Below are 22,081 nucleotides of genomic sequence, written 5' to 3'. Positions count from 1 at the left end.
GGGCGGTCAGGGGGCAGGTGGTGGGCTTCCGCATGTCAGTGGCCCCCTTCGTGGCGCAGCGACACCTTCGGGTCGCCGCGGCGCAGCGAGAGGGCCGCGATGATCAGGAGCGGCACCGCGGCGGTCGCGGCGAGCAGCAGGGCGACGCGGCCCACGGGCAGTTCGACCAGGACCGGCGGCACCGGCTGGGTCGCCTCGCCGGTGAGGACAATCAGGGGGACCACGGCGCGGGTCAGGACCGCGCCGAGCCCGAGGCCGACCAGGAGGGCGAGCCCGAGCAGGAAGCCCTGCTCGGCCGCGATGAGCCGGGCCAGTTGACGCCGTGGCGCACCGAGCGCGCGCAGCACCGCGAACTCCGCTGAGCGCTCGCGCAGCGATCCCGCGGCGCTCACCGCGAAGCCGACGGCGGCCAGCGCCGCGGCGGCCGCGGCCACCGCGAGCAGCGCGGCCTGCGGTCCCGCGCCGAGCGGGTCGTCGCGCAACTGGGCGGCGATCTCGTCGCGCACGAGGACCTGTTCGGGGTCGATGTCGGGGCGGGAGCGCAGCGCGGCGGCCGCCTGCGCCGCCTCGCCGTCGCCGGTGGTGAGCCACCACTCCGAGGGGGCCAGCGGCCCGGCGTCGTCCTCGGCGAGGTGGGCGTCGAGGCGCGGAAGGTCGAGCAGGACGGCGCCGCCGCCGGGTCCGGCGGCGGCCTCCGCGCCCTCGGGGGCGCCCGCCGTGGGCAGTTCGGGCACCGCGTCGGCGATGAGCACCCGGACCTTCCTGCTGCCCGCGGGCACCTGGATCCGGTCACCGACCCGGGAGCCGCTCGCGTCGAGGAAGGCGTCGGTGACCACCGCGCGCGGCTCCGCACCCGCATCGGCCCGCTGCCGGCCGGGGGCGAGCGCCGCGCTGATCGTGGCGCCGCTCCCGAGGTCCTCGCGGGTCAGGAGCCCCGGCGCGGCCTTCGCGGTGTCGAGGGCGAGCACCGTCGCCAGCCGGTTGTCCGACAGGCTCATCGTGTCGCGGACGGCGGGCGCGGCCGCGCGCACCCCGGGCAACCCGCCGAAGACCCCGGCCTGTTCGCCGTCGGCCACCCGGCTGCCGAGCACCCGGATCTGGGTGCCCGCGCGGAAGTCCGCCTGATCCTCCTGGGACCGGTCCCAGGAGGCGCCCTGTCCGACCGCCAGCATGCCCATCGCCACGGCGAGCACCAGGAGCAGCACGGGCCCGGCGCCGCGCAGCGGCCGCCTGCTGAGCTGCCACCCCGCGAGCGCCCCGGGCAGGCCGCGGCCGCGGGCCGCGCGGCGCTCGGCGAGCCGTGCCGCGGGCGGCAGAAGCCGCAGCGTCACGACGGTGCCCGCGAGGAGGGCCAGGGCGGGCGCGGCGACGAGGAGCGGGTCGATGCCGAGCTGTCCGCCGCGGTCGTCGCTGAGCGCGCCGGAGCCCGAAGTGCGGCTGTCCAGCTGCCAGTAGGCGACACCGGCGATGACGAGGAGACCCACGTCCGCGCCCGCCCGCAGCGGCGCGGGCAGTGCGGGTGCGCGCACCGAGCGGCGTACGCCCGAAGCGGTCGAGAGGGCGGGCGCGACGACCGCGAGCGCGCAGCCGAGCGCGGTGACCAGACCGGCGAGCCACACCCCGGTGCCCGCCGACACGTCGAGGCGGAGTCCGGTGCGCGCGAGGGCGCCCTGCCCGGCGAGCAGCCGGGTCAACGGGGCCGCGAGCAGCGGCGCGGCGAGGGCGGCGGGCAGCGCGAGGAGCAGCGCCTCTACGGCGGCGAGCCAGGCGATCCGGGAGCGCGAGCCGCCCCTGGCGAGCAGGAGTTCGGTCTCGCCGCCGCGCTCCGTGCTGAGCAGCCTGGCCACGAGCAGCAGGGCGTACCCGGCGAGCATGATGAGCTGGAGGGCGACGATCAGCAGGGTGGAGCGGGAGACGAGCAGGGCGCGCTCGGCCCGGTCGAGGACTTGGGGCAGGGCGGTGTCGGCGCTCGGATTGCCGCCCAGAGCGCGGTTCTCGGCGAGCGCGGCCGGTCCCTCGGTGGCGGCGTCGCGCAGCGCGTCGACGCGCCGCGTGGTCACGCCGGCGAAGTCGGCGGTGGCCAGCCACTGCGTGCCCTCCGTCGAGACACGCGACCCGGTGAGCACTGAAGGGGTCACGAGCAGCGGCCCGTACGTCATGAAGACGCCCTTGCGCACGCCGCGTCCGCCGAGTTCGTCGAGCTGCCAGTACGGGTCGGCGGGGTCGACGGGACGGTAGACGCCGGTGACGCGGACGGTGACCTCGGGGCCGGTGAGGCGGTCGGTGAGGGTGAAGGGCGCCGCGCCGGGCCCGAGCTTCAGCTTGGCGGCGGCGGTCTCGGGCAGGGCCACCTCGACGGTGCCGCCTGAACCACTCGAACCACGTGAACCGTTCGGCCAACTGCCCTTGACCAGCTTGATCCTGGACCGGTCGAGCGCCGCGAAGCGCGTCAGATCGGTCTTGTCACCCTGCCCCGCGCGCTCCTTCCGCGGCAGGGCGTAGGTGCCCGAGCGGGCCAGCGAGCGCAGCCGCACGGGAAGCCCGTCGAAGGTGCGCCGGGCGCCCTCCTCGACCTCCTCGCGCGCCGCGTCGTCCTTGTCCGGCGGGACTTGGGTGCGTACGACGAGCGCGGCGTCGGCCGCCGAGCGGGTGCGCAGGCTCTGGCGCAGGGCCGCGTCGCCGATCGCGCCGGAGAACGCGGTGAGGGTGGCGAGCACCGCCGTCGTCAGCAGGACGGCGAGGAGCGCCGCGGCCAGTAGCAGACGGTGTGCGCGTACGCGCAGAAAGACGAACCCCGTCACCCTGGTGCCCCCCGTGCCCGTGCTGTGCGCTCACGCGTATGTGCGTCGCGTACGCGGGCACGACTGATTGCCTGCGCATCGCCCCCCAGCGGTCTTTCCGGATGCTTTCAGAGGGCAGGTGGTTTGGGGAAGGGGTCAGGTGTCAGGAGACGGTTTGGGTATTACCCCTCGTCACCCCTCGGAGTTGACCATGGACGCCGCCGCGTACGTCAGGTAGTTCCACAGCGTCCGCTCGTGCTCCTCGGAGAGGCCGAGCTCGTCGACCGCGGCGCGCATGTGCTTCAGCCAGGCGTCGTGCGCCGCCCTGTCGACCGTGAACGGCGCGTGCCGCATGCGCAGGCGCGGGTGGCCGCGGTTGTCGCTGTAGGTGCGGGGGCCGCCCCAGTACTGCATCAGGAACAGCACGAGCCGCTCCTCGGCGGGCCCGAGGTCCTCCTCCGGGTACATGGGCCGCAGCAGCGGATCCTCCGCGACCCCCTGGTAGAAGAGGTGGACCAGGCGCCGGAAGGTCTCCTCGCCGCCGACCTGCTCGTAGAAGGTCTGCTCCTGAAGCGTGCCGCGTGGGATCTCGTTCACACCGTCCATGGTCTCAGACGGGGCGGCCGAGTACGGAAGACTTAGGACCTTCGAACGGGACCCGGCCCCGCCCGCCACTCGCATCGCGGGCGGCGGCGCAGCACAGTGGACACATGGAACCCGAACCCGACGCCGCCCTCGTCGCCGCGGCGCGGGCCGCCCTCGTGCGCGAGATCGACGCGACCGGGGTCTGGCAGGGCGATCCCGGCCTGCGGGCGGCGTTCGAGTCCGTGCCCCGGCACCTCTTCGTGCCGTACTACTACGTCAACGCGGGCGGCGGCCACGAGCGGCTGTGGGGCGAGGACCCGGACGCGGCGAGACGGGCGCGCTGGCTGCGCGGGGCGTACGCGGACGCGCCCCTGGCCACCCGCGTGCGCGACGGCGACCTGCTGTCGTCCAGCAGCCAGCCGTCCCTGATGGCGATGATGCTCGCCGAGCTCGACGTGCGCCCGGGGGACCGGGTCCTGGAGATCGGCGCGGGCACCGGCTACAACGCGGCGCTGCTGGCCCACCGGCTCGGCGACGACCACGTCACCACCGTCGACCTCGACCCGGAGATCACCGAGTCCGCGCGGCGGCACCTGGCCGCCGCCGGTTACCGTCCGGCCGTCGTGACCGGCGACGGGGCTGCGGGCTGCGCCGAGCGCGCGCCCTACGACCGGATCATCGCCACCTGCACCCTGGGCTCGGTCCCCAGGTCCTGGCTCACCCAGTGCCGTCCCGGCGCCCGGATCCTCGCGCCGCTGGCCACCGGCCTGATCACGCTGACGGTCCGCGACGCGGAGTACGCGGAGGGCCGCTTCCTGCACACGCCCGCCTACTTCGTGCCGCTGCGCGGCGGCAGCCGAAGGGCCCCGCACGAGCAGCACATCGGGGGGCTGCCGCGCAGGGCCCTACAGAACGAGCTCTTCCGCTTCCTGCTGGAGCTGACCGCGGGCAGCCTCGACCCCCATGAGGCGCTCGCGCTGTGGCAGCGCGAGGGGCGGCCGGTGCGCGAGCGCTTCGGGATCACCGTGAGCGGTCCTTACGAATGGGCCTGGCTCGACGACCCCGAGGGGCCGTACGTCTGGCCGCTGTGAGGACCGCCCCCGAGGGTGTCAGTCGCGGCGGATCGTGATCGTCGTCCAGGCGCCCACGTGCACCTGGTCGCCGTCCTGGAGCGGGATCGGGACGAAGGGCTGGATGGGCTCCTCGCCGTGGTTGACCGTGGTGCCGTTCGTGGAGTTCTGGTCGACGACCGCCCAGCTGCTGTCCGGCTGCTGGACCAGGACCGCGTGCTGGTGCGATACGCCCGGGTCCTCCGGCGGCACCGACAGGTCGATGTCCGGGGTGTCGCCCGTGGAGTGACGGCGGCGGCCGATGGTGATCTGGTTGCCGACCAGCGGACGCTGCTGCTCCGGCGAGTACGCGGGCAGGTTGAGGCCCGACGCCTCGGGACCGCTGCGCTGCATCATCGCCATGAAGTACTCACGGTCGGGACCGATGGTCGCCGTCCAGGTGCCGGGACCCTGCGCGGCCTGCGGCTGCGGGGGGCCCTGCTGGAACGACTCCTGCGGGAACGGCTCCTGGCGGCCGGGGGCCGGTGCGGGGGACGAGGGCGGCGAGAGCACCCAGTCGTCGCCTCCGCCACCGAAGGAGGGGCCGCCGGGGCCGGGCTGACCGGGGCCGGGCTGACCAGGACCGGTGCCCTGCGGACCCGGCGGGGGCGGGGGCGGACCCTGCGGACCGCCGGTCTCCTGCGGGAAGGCGGGCGGCGCGGGCGGACCCGGCTGCTGGAACGCCTGCGGGGCGCCGGGCGGCGTCTGACCGGGGCCGGGCTGACCAGGGCCGGGCTGACCGTGCTGGCCGGGCTGACCCGGACCGGGCTGGCCGGGACCCTGCTGGCCGAAGCCGTTTCCGTTGCCGCCGCCGTGGGCGCCGCCGTTGCCGAACGGCGGGATCGGCTCCGCGGGCCGGTTCACCTGCGAGGGGCGCGAGCCCTGGTACTCGTAGCCGGGACCGGGCGGCGGCGGGAACTGCTGCGCCGGGTTCGGCCCTGGCGGCGGCATGCCGGGTCCCGGACCCGGACCGCCGTGCGTGCCCGGCAGCGGCGGGTTCGGCGCCGCCGGGGTGTACGAGGTGGCCGTGTTGGTCAGGAAGTTCCAGCGGCACTCCTCGCAGAACGGCGCGTTCGCCTCGCGGGGCGTGCGGCACTGCGGGCAGAGCTCCGCCTCGGGCGACGGGTCCGGCACGGCGGCCAGGTGCGGTCGCGGCGGCGCGGGCTGCGGGAAGCCCGGGTCCTGACCGGGCGGCGGCGGGGGATAGCCGTACCCCGCCGCGGGCGGCGGCGGGGGCGGCGGAGGCACGGCACCGGCCATGCGGTGACCGCAGACCTCGCACCAGTCGTCGGAACCCGACTGGTGTCCGTTCGGGCAGGTCGGCATGTCGGCGCTTCCCCCTCTCCTTCTCCGGCCCGAGGGCCGTGTACTGCGCTTTTTCTTACGGAACTCTGTACGGCATCGCTGGTGGAACGCCGCGTGTGCGGCAGTCCCTCGCGCTACTGCTTCTTCACGCGAACAGTCTTCGTCGAGCGCGTCTCGAGTGTCATCTCGTCGGCCTCGGCGACCTTCGCCTTCAATCGAACAGTACCTGCCGCGGCATCGACGACGTCCACCACCTTCGAAAGCAGTTTCGCCGTATCCGCGTTGCCCGACGCACTCGCGAGCTGGACCGCGCGGCCGAGCTTCGCCGTCGCCCCGTCGACATCTCCCGTTTTACGGGCATCGAGTCCCTGCTGGATGACTTGCGCCAGTTCCGCCTGGCCCGTGTAGTGCGCCACCTGCGGATTGATCGACGTGGACGCGGCCATGTCGTCCGTCCACACCGCCCGCACCAGGCCCTGCGAAAGCGTCTGTACGGTGCCGTCGCCCCCCGGCACGACCAGCGAGACCCGGGCCGCCAGCATCTCCTGGCCGAGCTCGGCATCGGGCACCTGCACACAGATGTGGTAGTCGCGGGACTCGTCGCCCCAGGATCCCGTGGGGTAGTCCCCGGCGCGCGGCCCGGCCTCCGTGCGGCGGTCCGTCAACTCCTCGACCGTGGGCGCCACTTGCTTGACGAACTTGATCTCCGAACCGAGCGGCGTCCACAGCCGCAGACTGACGTCGGCGACCTCCTTGCCCATCGCCGTCTCCATCATCCGCGTGAAGTCGGCGGCAAGGCCCGAGGGGTCGGCGACGATGTCGGCGGTGCCGAGCAGGGCGGAGGCGATCGCGGTGACCTCCTTCACCTCCCAGTCCGTGCCGACGCCGCGGGCGTCACAGGTGAAGCGGCCCGCGCAGGAGTCGAGCGCGGCCTTGAGGGCCTCGGGCGACTCGTGTTCGTTGCGGCCGTCGGTGAGCAGGATGCCGTGCCGTACGGCGGACGGGGCGACGTCGGCGGCGGCGAGCAGCCGGTCGGCCAGGCGCAGCCAGGTGCCGATGGCCGTGCCGCCGCCCGCGCTGAGCTTGCGCAGGGCCTGCTTGGCCTGCTCCCTGGTCTGCGGATCGGCCACCGCCAGGCGGCCGTTGCCCGGGTAGACCTCCTTGGCGACGTGGGTGCCGCCGATCACCGCGAAGTGCACGCCGTCGCGGACGGCGTCGATCGCGGCGGCCGTGGCGTCCCGCGCGCCGCGCATCTTCGTCGGCGGGTAGTCCATGGAGCCGGAGCAGTCGACCATGATCGCGACGGCGGCGTCGGGGCTCTGCCCCGCGGAGTAGAGATGGGGCGCGCCGACCGCGGAACCGATGGTTCCGCCGCCGGTGGAGGTCACCGTGGCGATGGCGTTGACCTCTCTGCCGCCCTCCGGCAGGAACGCGTTCTGATAGACGTCGACCGAGAACTGCGGCACGTTCGACTTCGAGAAATTGGCCATGGATGCTGCTCCCCCTCAGACCCTCGGACAGGTCGTCCCCCGGCTTCCCCCAAGTCCGCCGGATGACGTGTGTGGTGGCGCGCACCGCTCCCGCGCGCGGGGCGGGAGCGTCCGCTCTAGGCCGATCCTGCCCCTTGCGGCACGAACGGGAACGGGACGACCGCCACTGTTACGTTGTCGTGGCCCCCGCCGTCCAGGGCGTGACCGACCAGGACCTGCGCGCTGTGCAGCGGTCGCCGGGCCGCGTCGCCGGGCACGGCGCCCGCCATCTCCTCGACGGCCTCCGCGTAGTTCCACAGCCCGTCCGTGCACACCACCACTACACCCGCACGGTCGGGCTTGAAGGAAGCGGTGTGCGGCTCCAGTTCGTACGCGTCGGCGCCGAGCCAGCCCGTGATGGCGTGCGCGCGCTCGTCCGCGTACGCCTCGGCCTCGCTCATCAGTCCCGCGGCCACCATCTGCGCGGCCCACGAGTCGTCCTCGGTCAGGCGGACGGTGGGGCCCGAGCGGTCGTCGGGGACCCAGTAGGCGCGGCTGTCGCCGACCCAGCCGACGACGAGCAGGCCGCCGGCGACGATCGAGCCGACCAGGGTGCAGGCGGGCGCGTTCTGGTGGGGGCCCTGGTCGCGGGCGGTGGCGGGCTCGGCGGCCAGCGCGTTGACCGCTTCGGCCGCGGCGATGATCGCGTCGTGCATGGCCTGCTGGGGATGCGTGCCGCGCGGCAGCGCGCCCTGCAACGACTCGTTGGCGGCCAGGGAGGCGGCGAGCGAGGCGTCGTCGGGCCTGGTCGCCGACGAGACGCCGTCGCAGACGATCGCGACGACGGCGGGCGAGCCGTCGGGCAGCGCGGCCGCGGAGATCGCGAACGCGTCCTCGTTGCGGTGGTGGCGAAGGCCCCGGTCGCTGACCGCGGCGACCGCGTCCAGCTCCTGCTCCATGTGGTCGCGCTCGCGGGGCTGGGCGTGCCCGCAGTTCTCGCAGTACCCGTCCGGGTCGACGCGGCCCGAACGGCAGGCCACGCAGAGCTTGGTGCCCGCGGGGGGCGTCGGCTCGGGGGGCGCGGTCCGCGGGTCGGCGCCCTCGGCGGGCGCGGTGCCCGGTGCGGGCAGCGGGTACTCGTCGGGCTCTGGGCCCGTGGGCCCCGGCTCGGCGGCCTGCTCCGGCTCGGGCTTCGGCTCCTGCTCCGACTCGGCGAGGTCCGTGCCCCCGGAGTCCGTGCCGGGCACGTCGTTCGGCCGGTGCGTCGGCACCGGCACGTCCGAGCTGTCCACCTCGGGGGCCTCGGGCCACCGTGCGGCGGCCCCGTCGGCCGACCCGTTGGGCGAGGCGTCGGGCCGTGCCGGGACCACCGACAGGTCGAACCCGCACGCACCACAGAACAGGTCACCCGACTCCAGCGGCTCCTCACAGCTGGGGCAGGCAGACAGTTGGGGCATCTGCGACATACTCACACCCACGTCCGGGGGCGGAAACGGTTGGCCCGCTCCACCAGTTCGATCCTCTCCTGGCCACCCTGTGCGAGCCGGGCCAGTGTCCGGTACGAACGCTCCAGACCGAACCGGAGACCACGCTCGTCCAGGTCGCTGCCGAGCAGTACGGCCCGCGTACCGGTGGTGGCCGGTGGTGCGGAAGCGTGACCAGAGTGCCTACCGGAGAGTACCCAGTCGAGCGCCGTCCCCAGAACCTCGGTCGACAGACGCTCCCTGCGCACCGCGTCGAGACCGAAGCCCGCAAGGGCCTCCACCTGCCCCGCGGCGGCCGTCAGGTCGTCGAGGAAGCCCGCTCCCGGCGCCGCCGCCGTGTCCGACGTCATACGCCGCCGCAGCCGCGCCCGCACCGCCGCGACCCGGGCCGCGGTGTAGTGGATGGACGACTCCGGCACCGACTCCAGGGTGCGCACGGCGCCCCGCCTGTCGTCCGCGGCCAGTTGCACACGGGCCAGGCCGAACGCGGAACTCACGTAGCTCGGGTCGGTGGTCCACACCAGGCGGTAGTACTCGGCGGCGTTGTCCAGCTGGCCGAGCACCTCCGCGCAGACGCCGAGCGCCAGCTTCGGCGCGGGCTCACCGGGGAACGCGTCGTAGACGGCGTCGAAGGAGAGCGCCGCGCTCTCGAAGTCCCCGGTCGCCAGGGCCGCGACGCCCCGGTACCAGACCACCCGCCAGTCGTCGGGGTGGCGGCGCTCCAGATCGGCGAGCGCCTCGGCGGCGGGCGTCAGTTCGCCCATCGCGAGGCGGGCGCGCAGGCCGCGCAGTTGCAGCTCGATCGAGTCGCCGGGCGCGGCCCCGAGGGCGCTGATCAGCTCGGCCGGCGCGGAGGCCAGCAGCCCGGCGAGGAAACCGGCGTTGGGGTCGTTCGGGTCGACGCGGGGCACCGGCAGCGCCAGGGCCGTCACGGCGGCGTCCAGCGGGCGCACGATCGTGGTGGCCTCCGTGGTCGCGCCGGGCAGCGCGGGCGGGCCGCCGTTGCGCGAGGGATCGAGCGGGCGCACCCCGAGCCGCGACTCGTCGCCCGAGAGCTCGGCGAACAACTCGGTGTCCGTGACCTTCACTTCGGGACCGAAGAGGGTGGAGAGCGCCGGACGCGGCTTGCCCGTCTGGAGCGCCACGACCTCCCGCAGGACGCCGGTGAGCTGCTCGGCCATCTCCTGCGCGGAGGCGAAGCGGCGGGCCGGGTCCGGGTCCGTGGCGCGGACCAGGAGCCGGTAGAACGACTCGTACTTCCTGAAGACCTCGATGTTGTCCGGGTCGGGCAGGGAGTCCACGAAGACGTTCGTGTAGCCCTGGAAGTCGAAGGTGAGGACGGCGAGCGTGCGCGCGACGGTGTACAGGTCGGAGGCGACCGAGGGGCCCACCTCGGAGACCTCGGGCGCCTGGTAGCCGACGGTGCCGTAGATCGCGGACTCGTCGTCGTCCATCCTGCGCACCGCGCCCATGTCGATGACCTTGAGCTGGCCCTCGGTCTGGATGGCGTTGTCGACCTTGAAGTCGCAGTACAGCACGTTGCGGCTGTGCAGGTGCCCGAGGGCTTCGAGCGCCTCGATGCCGTACGCGCAGGCCTGCTCGACGGGCAGCGGATCGCGCTTGCCCTCGGGGGTGCGGCGGCCGTTGGCGATCTCCTTGAGGGACTTGCCGCCCACGTACTCCATGACGATGTAGCCGTCCATGGAGCCGGTGCGCTGGTCGAGGTGCTCCACGAAGTTGTAGATCCGCACGATGTTGGCGTGCTCGATCTCGGCGAGGAAGCGGCGCTCGGAGATCGCCGCGGCCATCGCGTCCTGGTCGCCGGTGTCGAGCAGGCCCTTGAGGACCACCCAGCGGTCGGAGACGGCACGGTCGATGGCGAGGTAGACCCAGCCGAGTCCGCCGTGCGCCAGACAGCCCACGACCTCGTACTGGCCGTGCACGATGTCGCCCTCGTTCAGCTTCGGCACGAAGGAGTAGGGGTGGCCGCACTTGGTGCAGAACCCCTCGGTACGGCCCGGGCGTTCACCACGCGCGCGACCCACCGGGGCGCCGCAGTCCGAGCGCGAGCAGAATCGCTTCCGCTCGGGAACCTCGGGGTTCTTCTGCACCGCGCCGCGCGGGTCGGGGCGCGGCACGTCGGGGACCGCGACCAGGCCGACGCCGAGCCGTCCGCGCGCCGAGGAGGCGGCCGAGGAGCCCGAACTGCGCACCGAGACCGAGCGCGAGGTCGAACGCCCCGAAAGCGAGCGGGAAAGCCGCCCCGACACCGACCTGCGCGAGGACTGGGAGCGCGCCGAGCGCGCGGACGGCGACGACGAGCGGGAGCTGGCACTGCCCGAGCCCTTCGAGCCCTTGCCGCCCGCGGTGAGGCCGGTCGGCGGCGAGCCCACCATTCCGTTGGGCGCGACCACCGGGGCGAGACCGCAGGTGTCGCAGTACAGCTCGCCGCCGCCGACGTCCTCGTACGACCCTGTGCAGCCGGGCCGCTGACACTGCTGCTGGCTCACGATTCCTCCCTCCGGTCGGTGGGCCCGCCCTGCTGGGGGACCCGCGCCGCGATCGCGTCGGCCGCGGCCTGCTGGTAGCGCAGCACCGCCTGCTCGGCCACGCGCAGGTCGCAGGGCGCGCTCCACAGCATCCGGCGGGCCGCGTCGTACCGCTCGACGAGGAGCGGGTCCTCGGCGTGGCCGAGCCGGGCGACCTTCGCCTTGTACGCGTCCAGGCGGCCGCGCAGCTCCGCGCGGACCGCGAGCGGCGCCGTGACGGCCGTCAACGACTCGCGGGCGCGCAGGAGTTCGTCCTCGGCCTTCTGCTCGAGGGACTCCAGGAGCGGCGAGAGGCGGTGCCACTGCGCGTTCCTGCGGTAGTCGGCGGCCATCGCCAACTGCTCCTGGAGCGCGGTCGGCGGGCCGCTGACCGCGGGCACCTCGGAGGCGGCGATCTTCGCGAGGACCTCGCCGCGGGCGCTCCGCGCCTCCGCCAGGGTGCGGTCCGCGCGCGAGAGCACGTCGCGCAGCCTGCCCAGGCGCGCCTCGGCGTCCTGGCGGACGGTGAGCACCGCGTCGATCTCGCGGCGCACCTCCTCCAGGGCGCGCGCCTCGCGGTCGTAGCGCTCGGTGCCGGGGCGGCCGCCGCCGGGCGCCGAGCTGCCCTGCGCGCGCTGCCAGAAGGCGAGCGGATCGGAGACCACCTGCTCGCGCAGGGCGGTCAGGGCGCGGGTGATGCGCTCCAGGTCGTCGCCCGAGGGGTGCTCTCCTGGACGGACGCCCACGGAGTGCGCGAGCTGGCGGGTGCGGGACAGCTCGGCCGCGAGCAGGTCTATGCGGGCGGGCAGCGCCGACCAGACGGCGTCGGCGGCGACGACCATGTCGAGCGAGTGGGCGTACAGGTCGTTCATCCGGGACACGAGCTGTTCGAGCGTGAAGCGTTCGGTGAGCTTGGCGGGTCCGGTGACCGAGGGCGACGTGCCGTGCGTCGAGCCGCCGGAGACGGTCACGGACTCGCCGCGCAGCAGCTCCGTGAGCTCCACGAGGTCCTCGCGGCTCGGCCAGCGGCGGCGGTCGCGCAGCTCGTGCGCGGTGCGCAGGGCGGCCGCGTACGCGTCGAAGTACGCCCAGAGCAGCGTGATGCGGCCCTCGGCGTCGGCCCAGCGCTCCTGGGTGACGCCGGTCAGCGCGGCGCCCTCCAGGAGGCGGCGGCCCGCGTGGTCCTGGAGGGCGAGGAGCGAGGTCTCGATCGCCTCGTGCTCGGCGTCGAGGCGCGCCAGCGCACGGTCCACCTCGTCCCGGTCCAGTACCGGACCGGGGGGTCCCGTGACGCTCATCGATCACTCTCCGCTCTGCGTGTGCCGCGCTGCGTGTGCCGCAACTCTTCAGTGGTACCAGGTCGGTTGGCGGTCAGTCGCGGTACTCCGGCGCGGGCGGGGTCACCTTGGCGCTGAGGCCGCCCGCGAGCCACTTGTCGTAGGACTTCTGCCAGCCGCCGTCCTCGCGGTAGTCGTCGAGGACCTTGTTGACCCGGCGCACCAGGTCGTCCGAGCCCTTCTTCATCGCCACTCCGTAGTGCTCGGTGGTGAAGGGTTCCTTGCCCTTGAGCTCGACCGTCGGGTCCTGCGCGGCCTGTCCCGCGGCGAGTGCGCTGTCGGTCACCACGGCGTCGACCTCGCCGAGCTGGAGCCGCACCAGGCAGTCCAGCTGGTTGGGCACCTTGGTGGAGATGTCGGCGCCGAAGGACTCCTTGTCGAGCTCCTCCGCGGCGATGGAACCGGCCGCCGAGCAGACCTTCTTGCCCTTCAGCGTGTCGTTGTACCCCGTGATGTCGGACTTCTTGGGGGCGAGCACCTGCTGGCCCGTCTCGAAGTACCCGGTGGAGAAGTCGACGTCGTCCAGGCGGGCGCAGTTGATCGTCATGGTGCGGACGACCATGTCGACCTGCCCGCTCTGGATCGCGGGGATGCGCTGGTTGGTGGGTATGGCGCGGAACTTGACGGCGTCGCGCCTGCCGAAGATCTCCTCGGCGATCTTGTGTGCGAGATCGATGTCGAAGCCCTCCAGCTCACCGCCCTTCTTGTTCGGGTCGCGGTAGCCCCACTGGTAGCTGTTCTGGTCCACGCCGACGACGAGCTTCTTGACCTTGCGGTTCTTGATGGCGTCGATCGTCGGGCCGTCCTTGGGCGAGGGCCGCAGGCTCCGGTCGTTGCAGTCGTCGGCATCCGCGCGCGCGGGCGCCGCGACCGTGACACCGGAGCCGCCGCGGCCCACGCCGTCGTCCCCCGCGTCTCCGTCGCCGGGCGGCAGCGCGAGCACGAACGTCCCCGCGAGCGCGCAGGCGGCCGCCATCGCCCCCACGCCGCCCCAGCCGCGCAGCCTGACCGTGCCACGTCGTGTACGCATCGTCTGCGCGCCTCCTCTCACCTCTGGCCCCGTCACCGGTACTCCGAAAGCCTGCGGCCGATGCCGAGGACGGCGCCCGCCGCGCCGAGGACCGCGAGGACGGCGGCGCCGACGGGCAGGCCGCTCATGGCGCCCCTGCCGTCCTCGGCCGCCTGCTTGAACTCGCCCTGCTCGTGCGCCAGTGCCTGTTCGAGGGCGGCGTCCACGTTGTCGAAGCACTCTCCGGTCGGGGCGTCGGCCTTGGTGCCGATGACCTTGTTCAGCGCGTCCTGGTAGTCGCCGGAGTCGTCGCTGGCGCGCGCCTCCTTGTGCCGCAGCTTCCAGACGCCCACGTTCTTCACGGCGGCGGCGACCGGGCTCCTGCCGTTCTGGTCGTCGGCGAGGGCGGCGGCCTGCCCGAGCAGTCCGTTGTCCGCGTCGCCGAGGCGCTTCATCAGCGTGCGGTAGGAGACGTCGAACTTGTCCTGCACCTTGCCGCCCACCTCGGTGGTCTCCGCGCCCCGGCTGACCAGGGTCAGGTTCTCGTTGCCCCGGGCCTTCAGGGAGCTGATGCGGGCGTCGTTGAGGACGTTCAGGGACTGCACCCCGTTGTCGTAGGAGTCGTCGAGGCCCGATCTGGCGAAGGTGTGGCCGACCACCAGCCAGAGCATCACGACGGTCGTGGCGGCGGTGGCGGCCAGCAGCCCGTGGTTGAACACCCGGTTCGTACGGCGGTAGTTGCGGCGCTGGGCCCAGACCAGGGCGCCGAGCGCGAGGAGACCGAGGGCGATGGCGAACCACGGGTACGGCTTCGCCTTGCCGTAGTCGGAGTCGAGGCGGTTGTTCTCCGCCTTGTAGAGCTTCTCGGCGGCCGGGAGCATCTGCGTCTGCATCTTGTCGTTGGCGTAGCGCAGATAGGCGCCGCCGAGCGGCAGGCCCTGGCGGTTGTTGGCGCGGGCCCGCTCGATCAGGCCCGTGTACTGCGGAAGCAGCTTGTTCAGCTTGCCCACGGCGGCCGCCGACGAGGAGTCCGCGCCCGCGTTCGACGCGGCCTTCGCGAGCTTGTCCGAGGCCCGCTCGATGTCGCTCTCGTAGCGGGAGCGGACCGAGGCGGGCTCCTGGCCGCCCGCGAGGAAGCCGCTGGACGCCGCGGTGTTGGCGTCGGCGAGCGAGCGGTAGATGGCCGCGGCGTCGGCGCTCAGCGGCTGGCTGCGGTGCAGCACGTCGTCCGCGGCGGCCGAACGGTCCGTCATCTGCCAGGTGGTGACCGCGCCGAAGGCGACGACGAGCAGGGCGAGGAAGGCGCCGATGATCCGCAGCTTGCCGGGCTCGGTGGTGGCCGCGGCGCGCAGCCGGTCCGTCCCCTCGGCCCAGGCCGTGCGGCGCGCGGCGGCGGGCGGCGCGGGCCGCGGCGGCTGCGCGGGCGAAGGGCCCGGCGCCTGCGGCGGGACTGCGGGCAGCGCGGGCACGGGTGCGGCGGGCGGCTGCCCGGGCGCTCCCGGCGGGCCCGGCGGCACGGCGCTGCCGTTCGGCGGATGTGTCACCTTGACCTCGACCTCCCCCTTGGTCATCGGACGTTCGCGCCCCGCCCCGCGCGGCCGGCGCGGGAAGAGGGCACGGCCGCAAGTATTGCCGCAGGGACTGACATCCGCACAGGGCTTGTCTCGATCTTGTGCGGATCCCTGCCCTTGAACACGAGATTCACCGGTGTTCGGTTCCCCGCGGGCGCCGACGAGGGGGCGCGGCACGTCCGGACCGACGGGCCCGGACGTACCGCGGTTCAGGCGGCGGCCTCGTAGTGCGTCCGTACGCGCGCGTGCACCTCGGTGGGCGCCCCGACGTGGTCGAAGCCCAGGAGCGCGGCGCCGAGCACGGGCCTGGCGGCGACCACCCGGGGCACCGCCTTCGGCGCCCGCTCCTCCAGCAAGGCCCTGATGCGGTCGTCCAGTTGGGGATGGCGGGCGGCCAGGACGCTGCCGCCGAGCAGCACCGGCGCCTCCTCGTCGAGCAGGCCGAGGCGGTCGAGCGCGACGGTCGACATGGCCACCACCTCGTCGGCCATCCGGTCCACCACGGAGCGCGCCACGGTGTCGCCCGCCGCCGCGGCCGCGAAGAGCACCGGCGTCAGTTCGTGCCGCCGCACCTGCGCGATGCGCCCCAGGTGCAGCGCCTCGATCAGCGCGTACATGGACTCCAGGCCGAAGTGCGCGGGCAGCATCTCGCGCAGCGCGGTCGGCGCGCCGCGGCCGTCCTCGGCGCGCGCCGCGAACCAGAGCGCCTCCTCGGCGAGGCCGCCGCCCCCGCCCCAGTCGCCGGAGATCCGGCCGATGGCGGGGAAGCGGGCCGTGCGCCCGTCGGGCAGCATGCCCACGCAGTTGATGCCCGCGCCGCACACCACGGCGACGCCGCGCGGTTCGGCGTCCTCCAGGAGCCCGGCGCGCAGGATGGCGAAGGTGTCGTTGCGCACCTCGACCGAGGCGCCCCACGCGCGCCGCCGCACCGCGACCGCCAACTCCTCCTCCTCGACGGGCAGATCGGCGTTGGCGAGACAGGCGGAGACGTGGCCGACGGAGTCCACGCCCGCCTCGGCGAACGCCCGCGTCACCGCGTCCGCCAGGATGTCCACCGCCGGTTCGACGCCGATCCGCGGCGGCTGGAACCCGCCGCCGCGGGCCGCGCCGACGACCGTGCCGTCGGCCGACACCACCGCGACGTCGGTCTTGCTGTTGCCCGCGTCGATGGCGAGCACGCTCGTGCCTACGCCCACGCCAGGTGCTCCCGGTTGTGCGCGATGAGGCTGTCGGTGAGCTGCTCGGCGTACGCGTACTGGCCGACCAGCGGGTGGGCGAGCAGCGCCTTGAACACGCGCTCGCGGCCGCCGTGCAGCGCGGCCTGGAGCGCCATGTCCTCGTAGCCCGTGACGTGGGCGATGAGCCCGGCGTACAGCGGGTCGAGCTTCGGTACGGCGAGTGGCTTGGCGCCCTTGCCGTCGACGGTGGCCTGCACCTCGATGACCGCGTCGTCGGGCAGGAAGGGCAGCGTGCCGTTGTTGATGGTGTTGACCACCTGGTACGGGCTGCCGCCGTTGCCGAGCAGCGAGGCCGCGAGGTCCACGGCCGCCTCCGAGTAGAACGCGCCGCCGCGCTTGGCGAGCAGTTCGGGCTTCTCGTCGAGCGCGGGGTCGCCGTACATCTCCAGCAACGTCCGCTCCATCGCGGCCACTTCGGAGGCGCGCGACGGCTTGGTCCGCAGCTCCTCGACCACGGCGTCGTGCTGGTAGAAGTAGCGCAGGTAGTACGAGGGCACGACACCGAGCCGGTCGACGATCGCGCGCGGCATGCGCAGGTCCTCGGCGACCGCGTCCCCGTGCTCGGCGAGCAGCCTCGGCAGGACGTCGTCGCCGCCGGGCCCGCCGAGACGTACGCCCGTCTCCCAGGTGAGGTGGTTGAGCCCCACGTGGTCCAGGTGGACCTCGCCGGGCGCGACGTCGAGCAGCTTGGCGAACTTGCGCTGGAAGCCGATCGCCACGTTGCACAGGCCGACGGCCTTGTGCCCGGCCTGGAGCAGCGCGCGCGTGACGATGCCGACCGGGTTGGTGAAGTCGATGATCCACGCGTTCGGGTTGGTGCGGCGCACCCGCTCGGCGATGTCCAGGACGACGGGGACCGTGCGCAGCGCCTTGGCGAGGCCGCCCGCGCCGGTGGTCTCCTGGCCGACGCAGCCGCACTCCAGCGGCCACGTCTCGTCCTGGTTGCGGGCCGCCTGTCCGCCGACGCGCAGCTGGAGGAGGACGGCGTCGGCGTCCGCGACGCCCGCGTCCACGTCGGAGGTGGTGACGATGCGTCCGGGGTGGCCCTGCTTGGCGAAGATGCGCCGCGCGAGGCCGCCCACCAGATCGAGACGGTCGGTCGCCGGATCGACGAGGACGAGCTCCTCGATCGGCAAGGTGTCCCTCAACCGCGCGAATCCGTCGATGAGTTCGGGGGTGTAGGTCGACCCTCCGCCGACCACTGCGAGCTTCATATCGGTTCTCAGCCCTTTACTCCGGTGAGGGTGACGCCTTCGACGAAGGCCTTCTGTGCGAAGAAGAAGATGATGATGACGGGGGCCATGACGAGCAGCGTCGCGGCCATGGTCATGTTCCAGTTGACGCTGTGGGCGCTCTTGAACGACTCCAGGCCGTAACTGAGCGTCCAGGCGCCGGGGTTCTGGGCCGCGTAGATCTGCGGCCCGAAGTAGTCGTTCCAGCAGTAGAAGAACTGGAAGAGCGCGATGGCGGCGATGCCGGGCTTGGCCATCGGCACCACGATCTTGACCATGGTGCGGAACTCGCCGCAGCCGTCGACCTTCGCCGACTCGATGTACTCCTTGGGGATCGTCAGGAGGAACTGCCGCAGCAGGAAGATCGAGTACGCGTCGCCGAACGCCATCGGGATGATCAGCGGCCACAGCGTGCCCGAGAGGTGGAACTGCTGGGCCCACACCAGGTACATCGGGATCACGATGACCTGCGGCGGCAGCATCATCGTGGAGATGACGAGCAGCATCGCGGTGCGCCTGCCGCGGAAGCGGAACTTGGCGAGCGCGTACGCCACGGGGATCGCCGAGCAGACGGTGAAGAGGGTGCCGAGACCCGCGTACAGCAGCGAGTTGCGCCACCAGTCCAGGAAGCCCGGCGTCTCGAAGACCTCCTTGTAGTTGGACCAGTGCCAGGCGTCGGGCCACAGGTCGCCGCTCATCGCCTGCGAGTCGCTCATCACCGACGTCAGGAAGACGAAGACGAACGGCAGGACGAAGAGCAGCGCGACGGCTATCGCGACGCTGTGCACGGCGATCCAGTGCAGGACCCGCTTGCGGCGGGCGCGGGCGGCGGCGGGGCCCCGGGCGGGGGCGGTCCTCTCGGGTGCGGAAGCGGGCGCGCTGAGAGTCGTGGAAGTCATCGGTTTCCTCAGTCCTCCGCCGCGAGCAGTCCGGAGCGCTTGTGCATCAGGAGCATCGTCACGGCCATGGCGATGGCGAAGAGCACGAGCGAGAGAACGCACGCCGCACCGGTGTTGAAGTTCTGGAAGCCCATCTGGTAGACGAGCTGGGGGACCGTGAGGGTCGAGTGGTCCGGGTAGCCGGGCTGGATCACCGAGCCGGGGCCGATGTTGACGCCGGAGGCGACCTTTCCCGCGACCAGGGCCTGCGTGTAGTACTGCATGGTCTGCACGACGCCCGTGACCACCGCGAACATCACGATCGGCGTGATCGCGGGCCAGGTGACGTAGCGGAACTTGGCGAACGGCCCCGCGCCGTCCAGGTCGGCCGCCTCGTACTGCTCCTTCGGCACGTCGAGCAGCGCGGCCATGAAGATGACCATCAGGTCGCCGATGCCCCACAGGGAGAGCAGGACGAGCGAGGGCTTGGCGGTGTCCGGGTCGTTGAACCAGTTGGGCCCGGAGATCCCGATCGAGCTCAGGATCTCGTTCACCGGGCCCGTGCCCGGGTTGAGCAGGAAGACGAAGGCGACCGTGGCGGCCACCGGCGGGGCCAGGTAGGGGAGGTAGAAGGCGGTGCGGAAGAACCCGGCGCCCGTCTTGATCTTCGTGATGAGCAGCCCGAGCGAGAGCCCGAAGACCACCCGCACGGCCACCATGATCACGACCAGCCACAGGGTGTTCCACAGGGCGGGACCGAACAGGGGCATCTGCTCGAACACGTACTTCCAGTTCCTGAGGCCCACGAAGGTGGGCTCCTTGATCTGGTTGTAGTGCATGAACGAGAAGTAGACGGTGGCGATCAGCGGGTACGCGAAGAAGACGCTGAAGCCGACCAGCCAGGGGGAGAGGAAGCCCAGCGTGCGCAGTCTGCGGCGCGCGGGGTTGGAGAGGGAGATGGCCATGGCTTCGGTCCTCAGCTCTTCGACTGGAGGGTGTCGGCGTCGATCTGGTCGTCGAGCTTCTTCAGACCCTTGCGCAGATCACCCACGCGTCCGGCCTCGACGGAGTACGAGAAGTCCTGGAGCGAGACGACGTACGCGCCGCCGTTGACCGAGGGCGGCAGGGCCTTGCTGTGCTTGTTCTCCAGGATGTCGAAGAAGGTCCGGAAGGTCGGATCGGCGTCCAGCTTCGGCGACTTGAGCGCCGCGAAGGTGGAGGGCACGTTGTGGATGGCGTTCGCGAACTTCACGACCTGGTCGGTGTCCGCGGTCAGGAACCGCACCAGCTCCCAGGCAGCGTTCTGGTGCTTGCTGCTGTGCGCGATCCCGGCGACGGTACCGGTGATGAAGCCGCGTCCGTACGTCTCGGCCTGGTCGTCGGGGACGGGCAGCGGCGCCACGTCCCACCTGAACTTCGCCTTCGCCTCGTCCAGCATCAGGCCGCGCCACTCGCCGTCCAGGTGCATGGCGACCTTGCCGGTCAGGAAGGCGTTCTGGCTGGACATCTCGTCGCCGAAGGTGAGCCGGAACCGCTCCAGGTCGTCGAACCCGCCCTGGGCGTCAGCGAGTTGCTTCGCCGTCTTGAAGAACTTGTACGTCGAGGGGTCATCGGCGAGCCGTGCGTCGCCCTTGCCGTCGAAGTACTGGGGGCCCCACTGCGCGAAGAGCCGGTCGGGACTGTTCTGGTAGAAGCGGAAGTTGGGCATGAAACCGACCCGTTCGTACGAGTTCTTGCCGCTGCGCACGGTCAGCTTCTTGGCGACCTTCTTGAACTCCGACATCGTGCGCGGCGGGCGCTCGATGCCCGCCTCCGCGTACGCGTCCTTGTTGTAGTACATGCCGTAGGCGTCGGCGAGCAGCGGAAGGGCGCACTGCCTGCCCCGGTAACTCGTGTAGTCGAGCAGCGTCTTGGGGAAGACCTTCTTCTTGTCCAGGCCGGTCTTCTTCATGAACGGATCGAGGTTCGCCCACATCCCCGAGTCGCAGTACTGGCCCACGTTGTTGGTGGTGAACGAGGAGACCACGTCGGGGGCCTTGTCGCCGCCCGCCCGCAGGGCCTGGTTGGTGGTCTCGTCGGTGACGTTCCCGGTGGCCTTCACCTTGATGTTCGGGTGCAGCTTCTCGAACCGGTCGATGCTGTCGTTGACGGCCTTGACCTCGCCGGGCGTCGCCCAGCCGTGCCAGAACTTCAGGGTGACCGGCTTGGTCGGATCGTCGTTCGCGCTGCCGACGCTCGGGTTGGCACAGCCGGAGAGCAACAGACCGGCTGCGGCGAGCGCCGCGGACGCGCAGGTGGGTATGCGCCATCGCGGCATGGCGGACTTCCTTTACGGGGGAGGGGAGATGCGGTGTGCGGTACGGGAGTTCTCAGGCCGTGTCGAAGACCTGGTCGCGGGCCTGGGTGAGGGCCGAGCGCAGGGCGCCGGTGAGGATCGGGTCGCCGTCGAGCTCGCTGATGCGGATCTGCGGGCGGGGCAGCGCGAGGCCGGTGAGCTCCTCCTCGACCCGCGCGCGGAGCTTGTCCCCGCCCGCCTGGGCCACCGATCCGGAGAGCACGACGAGTTCGGGGTCGACGACGGCGACGACGGCGGCGATGCCGGTGGCGATGCGCCGGGCGACCTCGTCGAGCGCGGCGTCGTCGGCCATGACCTCGGTCAACGTCGCGCCGCCGCCGCTGAGTTCGCGTACCACGTACGCCGAGACGAGGCTCTCGAAGCCGCCGTCACCGCCGCCGTCCGCCGAGCCGCTGCCCGCGGAGCCGCCGCGCACCAGCGGGGCGCCGGGCAGCGGCATGTACCCGATCTCGCCCGCGCCGCCCGTGGCGCCGCGCAGCAGGGTGCCGCCGAGCACGATGGCGGCGCCGACGCCCTCGTCGAGCCAGGTGAGGACGTAGTTGTCGAAGTCCTGTGCGGCGCCCTCGTACTGCTCGGCGACGGCGGCCAGGTTCACGTCGTTCTCGATGGCGACGGGGGTGCCGAGGACGGCGGCGAGATCGTCGCGCAGCGTCCGGGAGTGCCAGCCCGGCAGGTGCGGGGCGTACCGCAGTTGGCCGGTGTGCGGGTCGATCGCGCCGGGGGTGCCGATCACCGCGGCCCGCAGGTCGTCGTGGCCGAGCCCGGCCTGCCGCAGCGCGCCGTCGACGGCCTCGGCGACCAGTTGCGCGGTGCGGTGGCGCATGTCCTCGGCGACGGCGTCGGCCTCGACGCGGGCCTGGCCGATGACGGTGCCGGTGATGTCGGCGACGAGGGCGGTGATGCCGGTGGGGTCGGCGGAGAGCGCGGCGACGTGCCCCGCGCCCGGATCGATCTCGTACAGCAGGGCGTTGGGGCCGGGGCGGCCGCTGAGGCTGCCGGTGGTGTGCACGAGCCCGGCGGCTTCGAGGCGGCCGAGCAGCTGCGAGGTGGTGGGCTTGGAGAGGCCGGTCAGCTCGCCGATGCGGGTACGGGTGAGGGGGCCGTGCAGGACCAGGAGGTCGAGTACGGCGCGGTCGTTCATGGCGCGCAGGACGCGCGGGGTGCCCGGTTTGCTGCCCGCTGCTGCCATGACGACACCTG

General features: G+C 72.8%; 16 protein-coding genes. 1 reads left to right on the top strand and 15 read right to left on the bottom strand.

The window, feature by feature from the left end:
* Positions 1–35: 35 nt before the first annotated feature.
* Both KY5_RS14180 and KY5_RS14175 read right to left on the bottom strand, forming a co-directional pair.
* Complete coding sequence (locus tag KY5_RS14180; RefSeq protein WP_098242589.1) at positions 36–2,801, bottom strand: FtsX-like permease family protein; 2,766 nt, start codon at positions 2,799–2,801, stop codon at positions 36–38.
* Between the two features lie 171 nt (positions 2,802–2,972).
* Positions 2,973–3,386, bottom strand: coding sequence for a globin (locus KY5_RS14175; RefSeq protein WP_098242588.1), 414 nt, complete (start codon positions 3,384–3,386; stop codon positions 2,973–2,975).
* A 104-nt stretch (positions 3,387–3,490) separates the two neighbouring features.
* Here KY5_RS14175 and KY5_RS14170 point away from each other — a divergent pair, with 104 nt between their 5' ends.
* The gene (locus KY5_RS14170; protein WP_098242587.1) at positions 3,491–4,456 is read left to right on the top strand and encodes a methyltransferase domain-containing protein; all 966 of its coding nucleotides are present in this window, start codon (positions 3,491–3,493) and stop codon (positions 4,454–4,456) included.
* Between the two features lie 18 nt (positions 4,457–4,474).
* Here the strand turns inward: KY5_RS14170 and KY5_RS14165 are convergent, their stop codons facing one another.
* The 13 genes from KY5_RS14165 to KY5_RS14105 form a co-directional block, all read right to left on the bottom strand.
* Complete coding sequence (locus KY5_RS14165; RefSeq protein WP_098242586.1) at positions 4,475–5,800, bottom strand: FHA domain-containing protein; 1,326 nt, start codon at positions 5,798–5,800, stop codon at positions 4,475–4,477.
* 113 nt (positions 5,801–5,913) lie between these two features.
* On the bottom strand, positions 5,914–7,269 hold the full coding sequence (locus tag KY5_RS14160; protein ID WP_098242585.1) for a vWA domain-containing protein: 1,356 nt from the start codon (positions 7,267–7,269) through the stop codon (positions 5,914–5,916).
* A gap of 116 nt (positions 7,270–7,385) precedes the next feature.
* The gene (locus KY5_RS14155) at positions 7,386–8,714 is read right to left on the bottom strand and encodes a PP2C family protein-serine/threonine phosphatase (RefSeq protein ID WP_098242584.1); all 1,329 of its coding nucleotides are present in this window, start codon (positions 8,712–8,714) and stop codon (positions 7,386–7,388) included.
* A 2-nt stretch (positions 8,715–8,716) separates the two neighbouring features.
* Positions 8,717–11,242, bottom strand: a complete 2,526-nt coding sequence (locus tag KY5_RS14150) for a serine/threonine-protein kinase (protein ID WP_234362727.1) — start codon at positions 11,240–11,242, stop codon at positions 8,717–8,719.
* The gene (locus KY5_RS14145; protein ID WP_098242583.1) at positions 11,239–12,558 is read right to left on the bottom strand and encodes a hypothetical protein; all 1,320 of its coding nucleotides are present in this window, start codon (positions 12,556–12,558) and stop codon (positions 11,239–11,241) included. The genes KY5_RS14150 and KY5_RS14145 overlap by 4 nt, the downstream gene beginning before the upstream one ends.
* Positions 12,559–12,631: 73 nt before the next feature.
* The gene (locus KY5_RS14140; protein WP_098242582.1) at positions 12,632–13,627 is read right to left on the bottom strand and encodes a glutamate ABC transporter substrate-binding protein; all 996 of its coding nucleotides are present in this window, start codon (positions 13,625–13,627) and stop codon (positions 12,632–12,634) included.
* A gap of 32 nt (positions 13,628–13,659) precedes the next feature.
* A complete protein-coding gene (locus KY5_RS14135) occupies positions 13,660–15,177 on the bottom strand; it encodes a hypothetical protein (protein WP_234362726.1) in 1,518 nt (505 codons plus the stop codon).
* 209 nt (positions 15,178–15,386) lie between these two features.
* A complete protein-coding gene (locus KY5_RS14130; RefSeq protein WP_098242581.1) occupies positions 15,387–16,373 on the bottom strand; it encodes an N-acetylglucosamine kinase in 987 nt (328 codons plus the stop codon).
* Positions 16,364–17,629 (bottom strand): 6-phospho-beta-glucosidase, encoded by a 1,266-nt coding sequence (locus KY5_RS14125; RefSeq protein WP_098242580.1) that lies wholly within the window; start codon positions 17,627–17,629, stop codon positions 16,364–16,366. Before KY5_RS14125 ends, KY5_RS14130 begins: the two co-directional genes overlap by 10 nt.
* Positions 17,630–17,637: 8 nt before the next feature.
* A complete protein-coding gene (locus tag KY5_RS14120; RefSeq protein ID WP_098242579.1) occupies positions 17,638–18,546 on the bottom strand; it encodes a carbohydrate ABC transporter permease in 909 nt (302 codons plus the stop codon).
* A gap of 8 nt (positions 18,547–18,554) precedes the next feature.
* Complete coding sequence (locus KY5_RS14115; RefSeq protein WP_098242578.1) at positions 18,555–19,490, bottom strand: carbohydrate ABC transporter permease; 936 nt, start codon at positions 19,488–19,490, stop codon at positions 18,555–18,557.
* An 11-nt stretch (positions 19,491–19,501) separates the two neighbouring features.
* Complete coding sequence (locus tag KY5_RS14110; RefSeq protein WP_098242577.1) at positions 19,502–20,842, bottom strand: ABC transporter substrate-binding protein; 1,341 nt, start codon at positions 20,840–20,842, stop codon at positions 19,502–19,504.
* A 52-nt stretch (positions 20,843–20,894) separates the two neighbouring features.
* Positions 20,895–22,070 carry an ROK family transcriptional regulator gene (locus tag KY5_RS14105; RefSeq protein ID WP_098242576.1) on the bottom strand — a complete coding sequence of 392 codons (1,176 nt, stop codon included), beginning with the start codon at positions 22,068–22,070 and terminating at the stop codon, positions 20,895–20,897.
* Between the last annotated feature and the right edge of the window lie 11 nt (positions 22,071–22,081).

The sequence above is a fragment of the Streptomyces formicae genome, from assembly GCF_002556545.1.
Lineage (GTDB): Bacteria > Actinomycetota > Actinomycetes > Streptomycetales > Streptomycetaceae > Streptomyces > Streptomyces formicae_A.
The sequence above is the reverse complement of the archived record's forward strand: the minus strand, read 5'-3'. Positions and strand labels throughout refer to the sequence as shown.

Excerpts from the sequence above, each read along its gene's own strand:
- KY5_RS14170 (WP_098242587.1), top strand. The coding sequence starts at position 3,491 with ATGGAACCCGAACCCGACGCCGCCCTCGTCGCCGCGGCGCGGGCCGCC.
- KY5_RS14175 (WP_098242588.1), bottom strand. The coding sequence starts at position 3,386 with ATGGACGGTGTGAACGAGATCCCACGCGGCACGCTTCAGGAGCAGACC.
- KY5_RS14125 (WP_098242580.1), bottom strand. The coding sequence starts at position 17,629 with ATGAAGCTCGCAGTGGTCGGCGGAGGGTCGACCTACACCCCCGAACTC.
- KY5_RS14165 (WP_098242586.1), bottom strand. The coding sequence starts at position 5,800 with ATGCCGACCTGCCCGAACGGACACCAGTCGGGTTCCGACGACTGGTGC.
- KY5_RS14135 (WP_234362726.1), bottom strand. The coding sequence starts at position 15,177 with ATGACCAAGGGGGAGGTCGAGGTCAAGGTGACACATCCGCCGAACGGC.
- KY5_RS14140 (WP_098242582.1), bottom strand. The coding sequence starts at position 13,627 with ATGCGTACACGACGTGGCACGGTCAGGCTGCGCGGCTGGGGCGGCGTG.
- KY5_RS14115 (WP_098242578.1), bottom strand. The coding sequence starts at position 19,490 with ATGGCCATCTCCCTCTCCAACCCCGCGCGCCGCAGACTGCGCACGCTG.
- KY5_RS14110 (WP_098242577.1), bottom strand. The coding sequence starts at position 20,842 with ATGCCGCGATGGCGCATACCCACCTGCGCGTCCGCGGCGCTCGCCGCA.
- KY5_RS14145 (WP_098242583.1), bottom strand. The coding sequence starts at position 12,558 with ATGAGCGTCACGGGACCCCCCGGTCCGGTACTGGACCGGGACGAGGTG.
- KY5_RS14155 (WP_098242584.1), bottom strand. The coding sequence starts at position 8,714 with ATGTCGCAGATGCCCCAACTGTCTGCCTGCCCCAGCTGTGAGGAGCCG.
- KY5_RS14160 (WP_098242585.1), bottom strand. The coding sequence starts at position 7,269 with ATGGCCAATTTCTCGAAGTCGAACGTGCCGCAGTTCTCGGTCGACGTC.
- KY5_RS14120 (WP_098242579.1), bottom strand. The coding sequence starts at position 18,546 with ATGACTTCCACGACTCTCAGCGCGCCCGCTTCCGCACCCGAGAGGACC.
- KY5_RS14105 (WP_098242576.1), bottom strand. The coding sequence starts at position 22,070 with ATGGCAGCAGCGGGCAGCAAACCGGGCACCCCGCGCGTCCTGCGCGCC.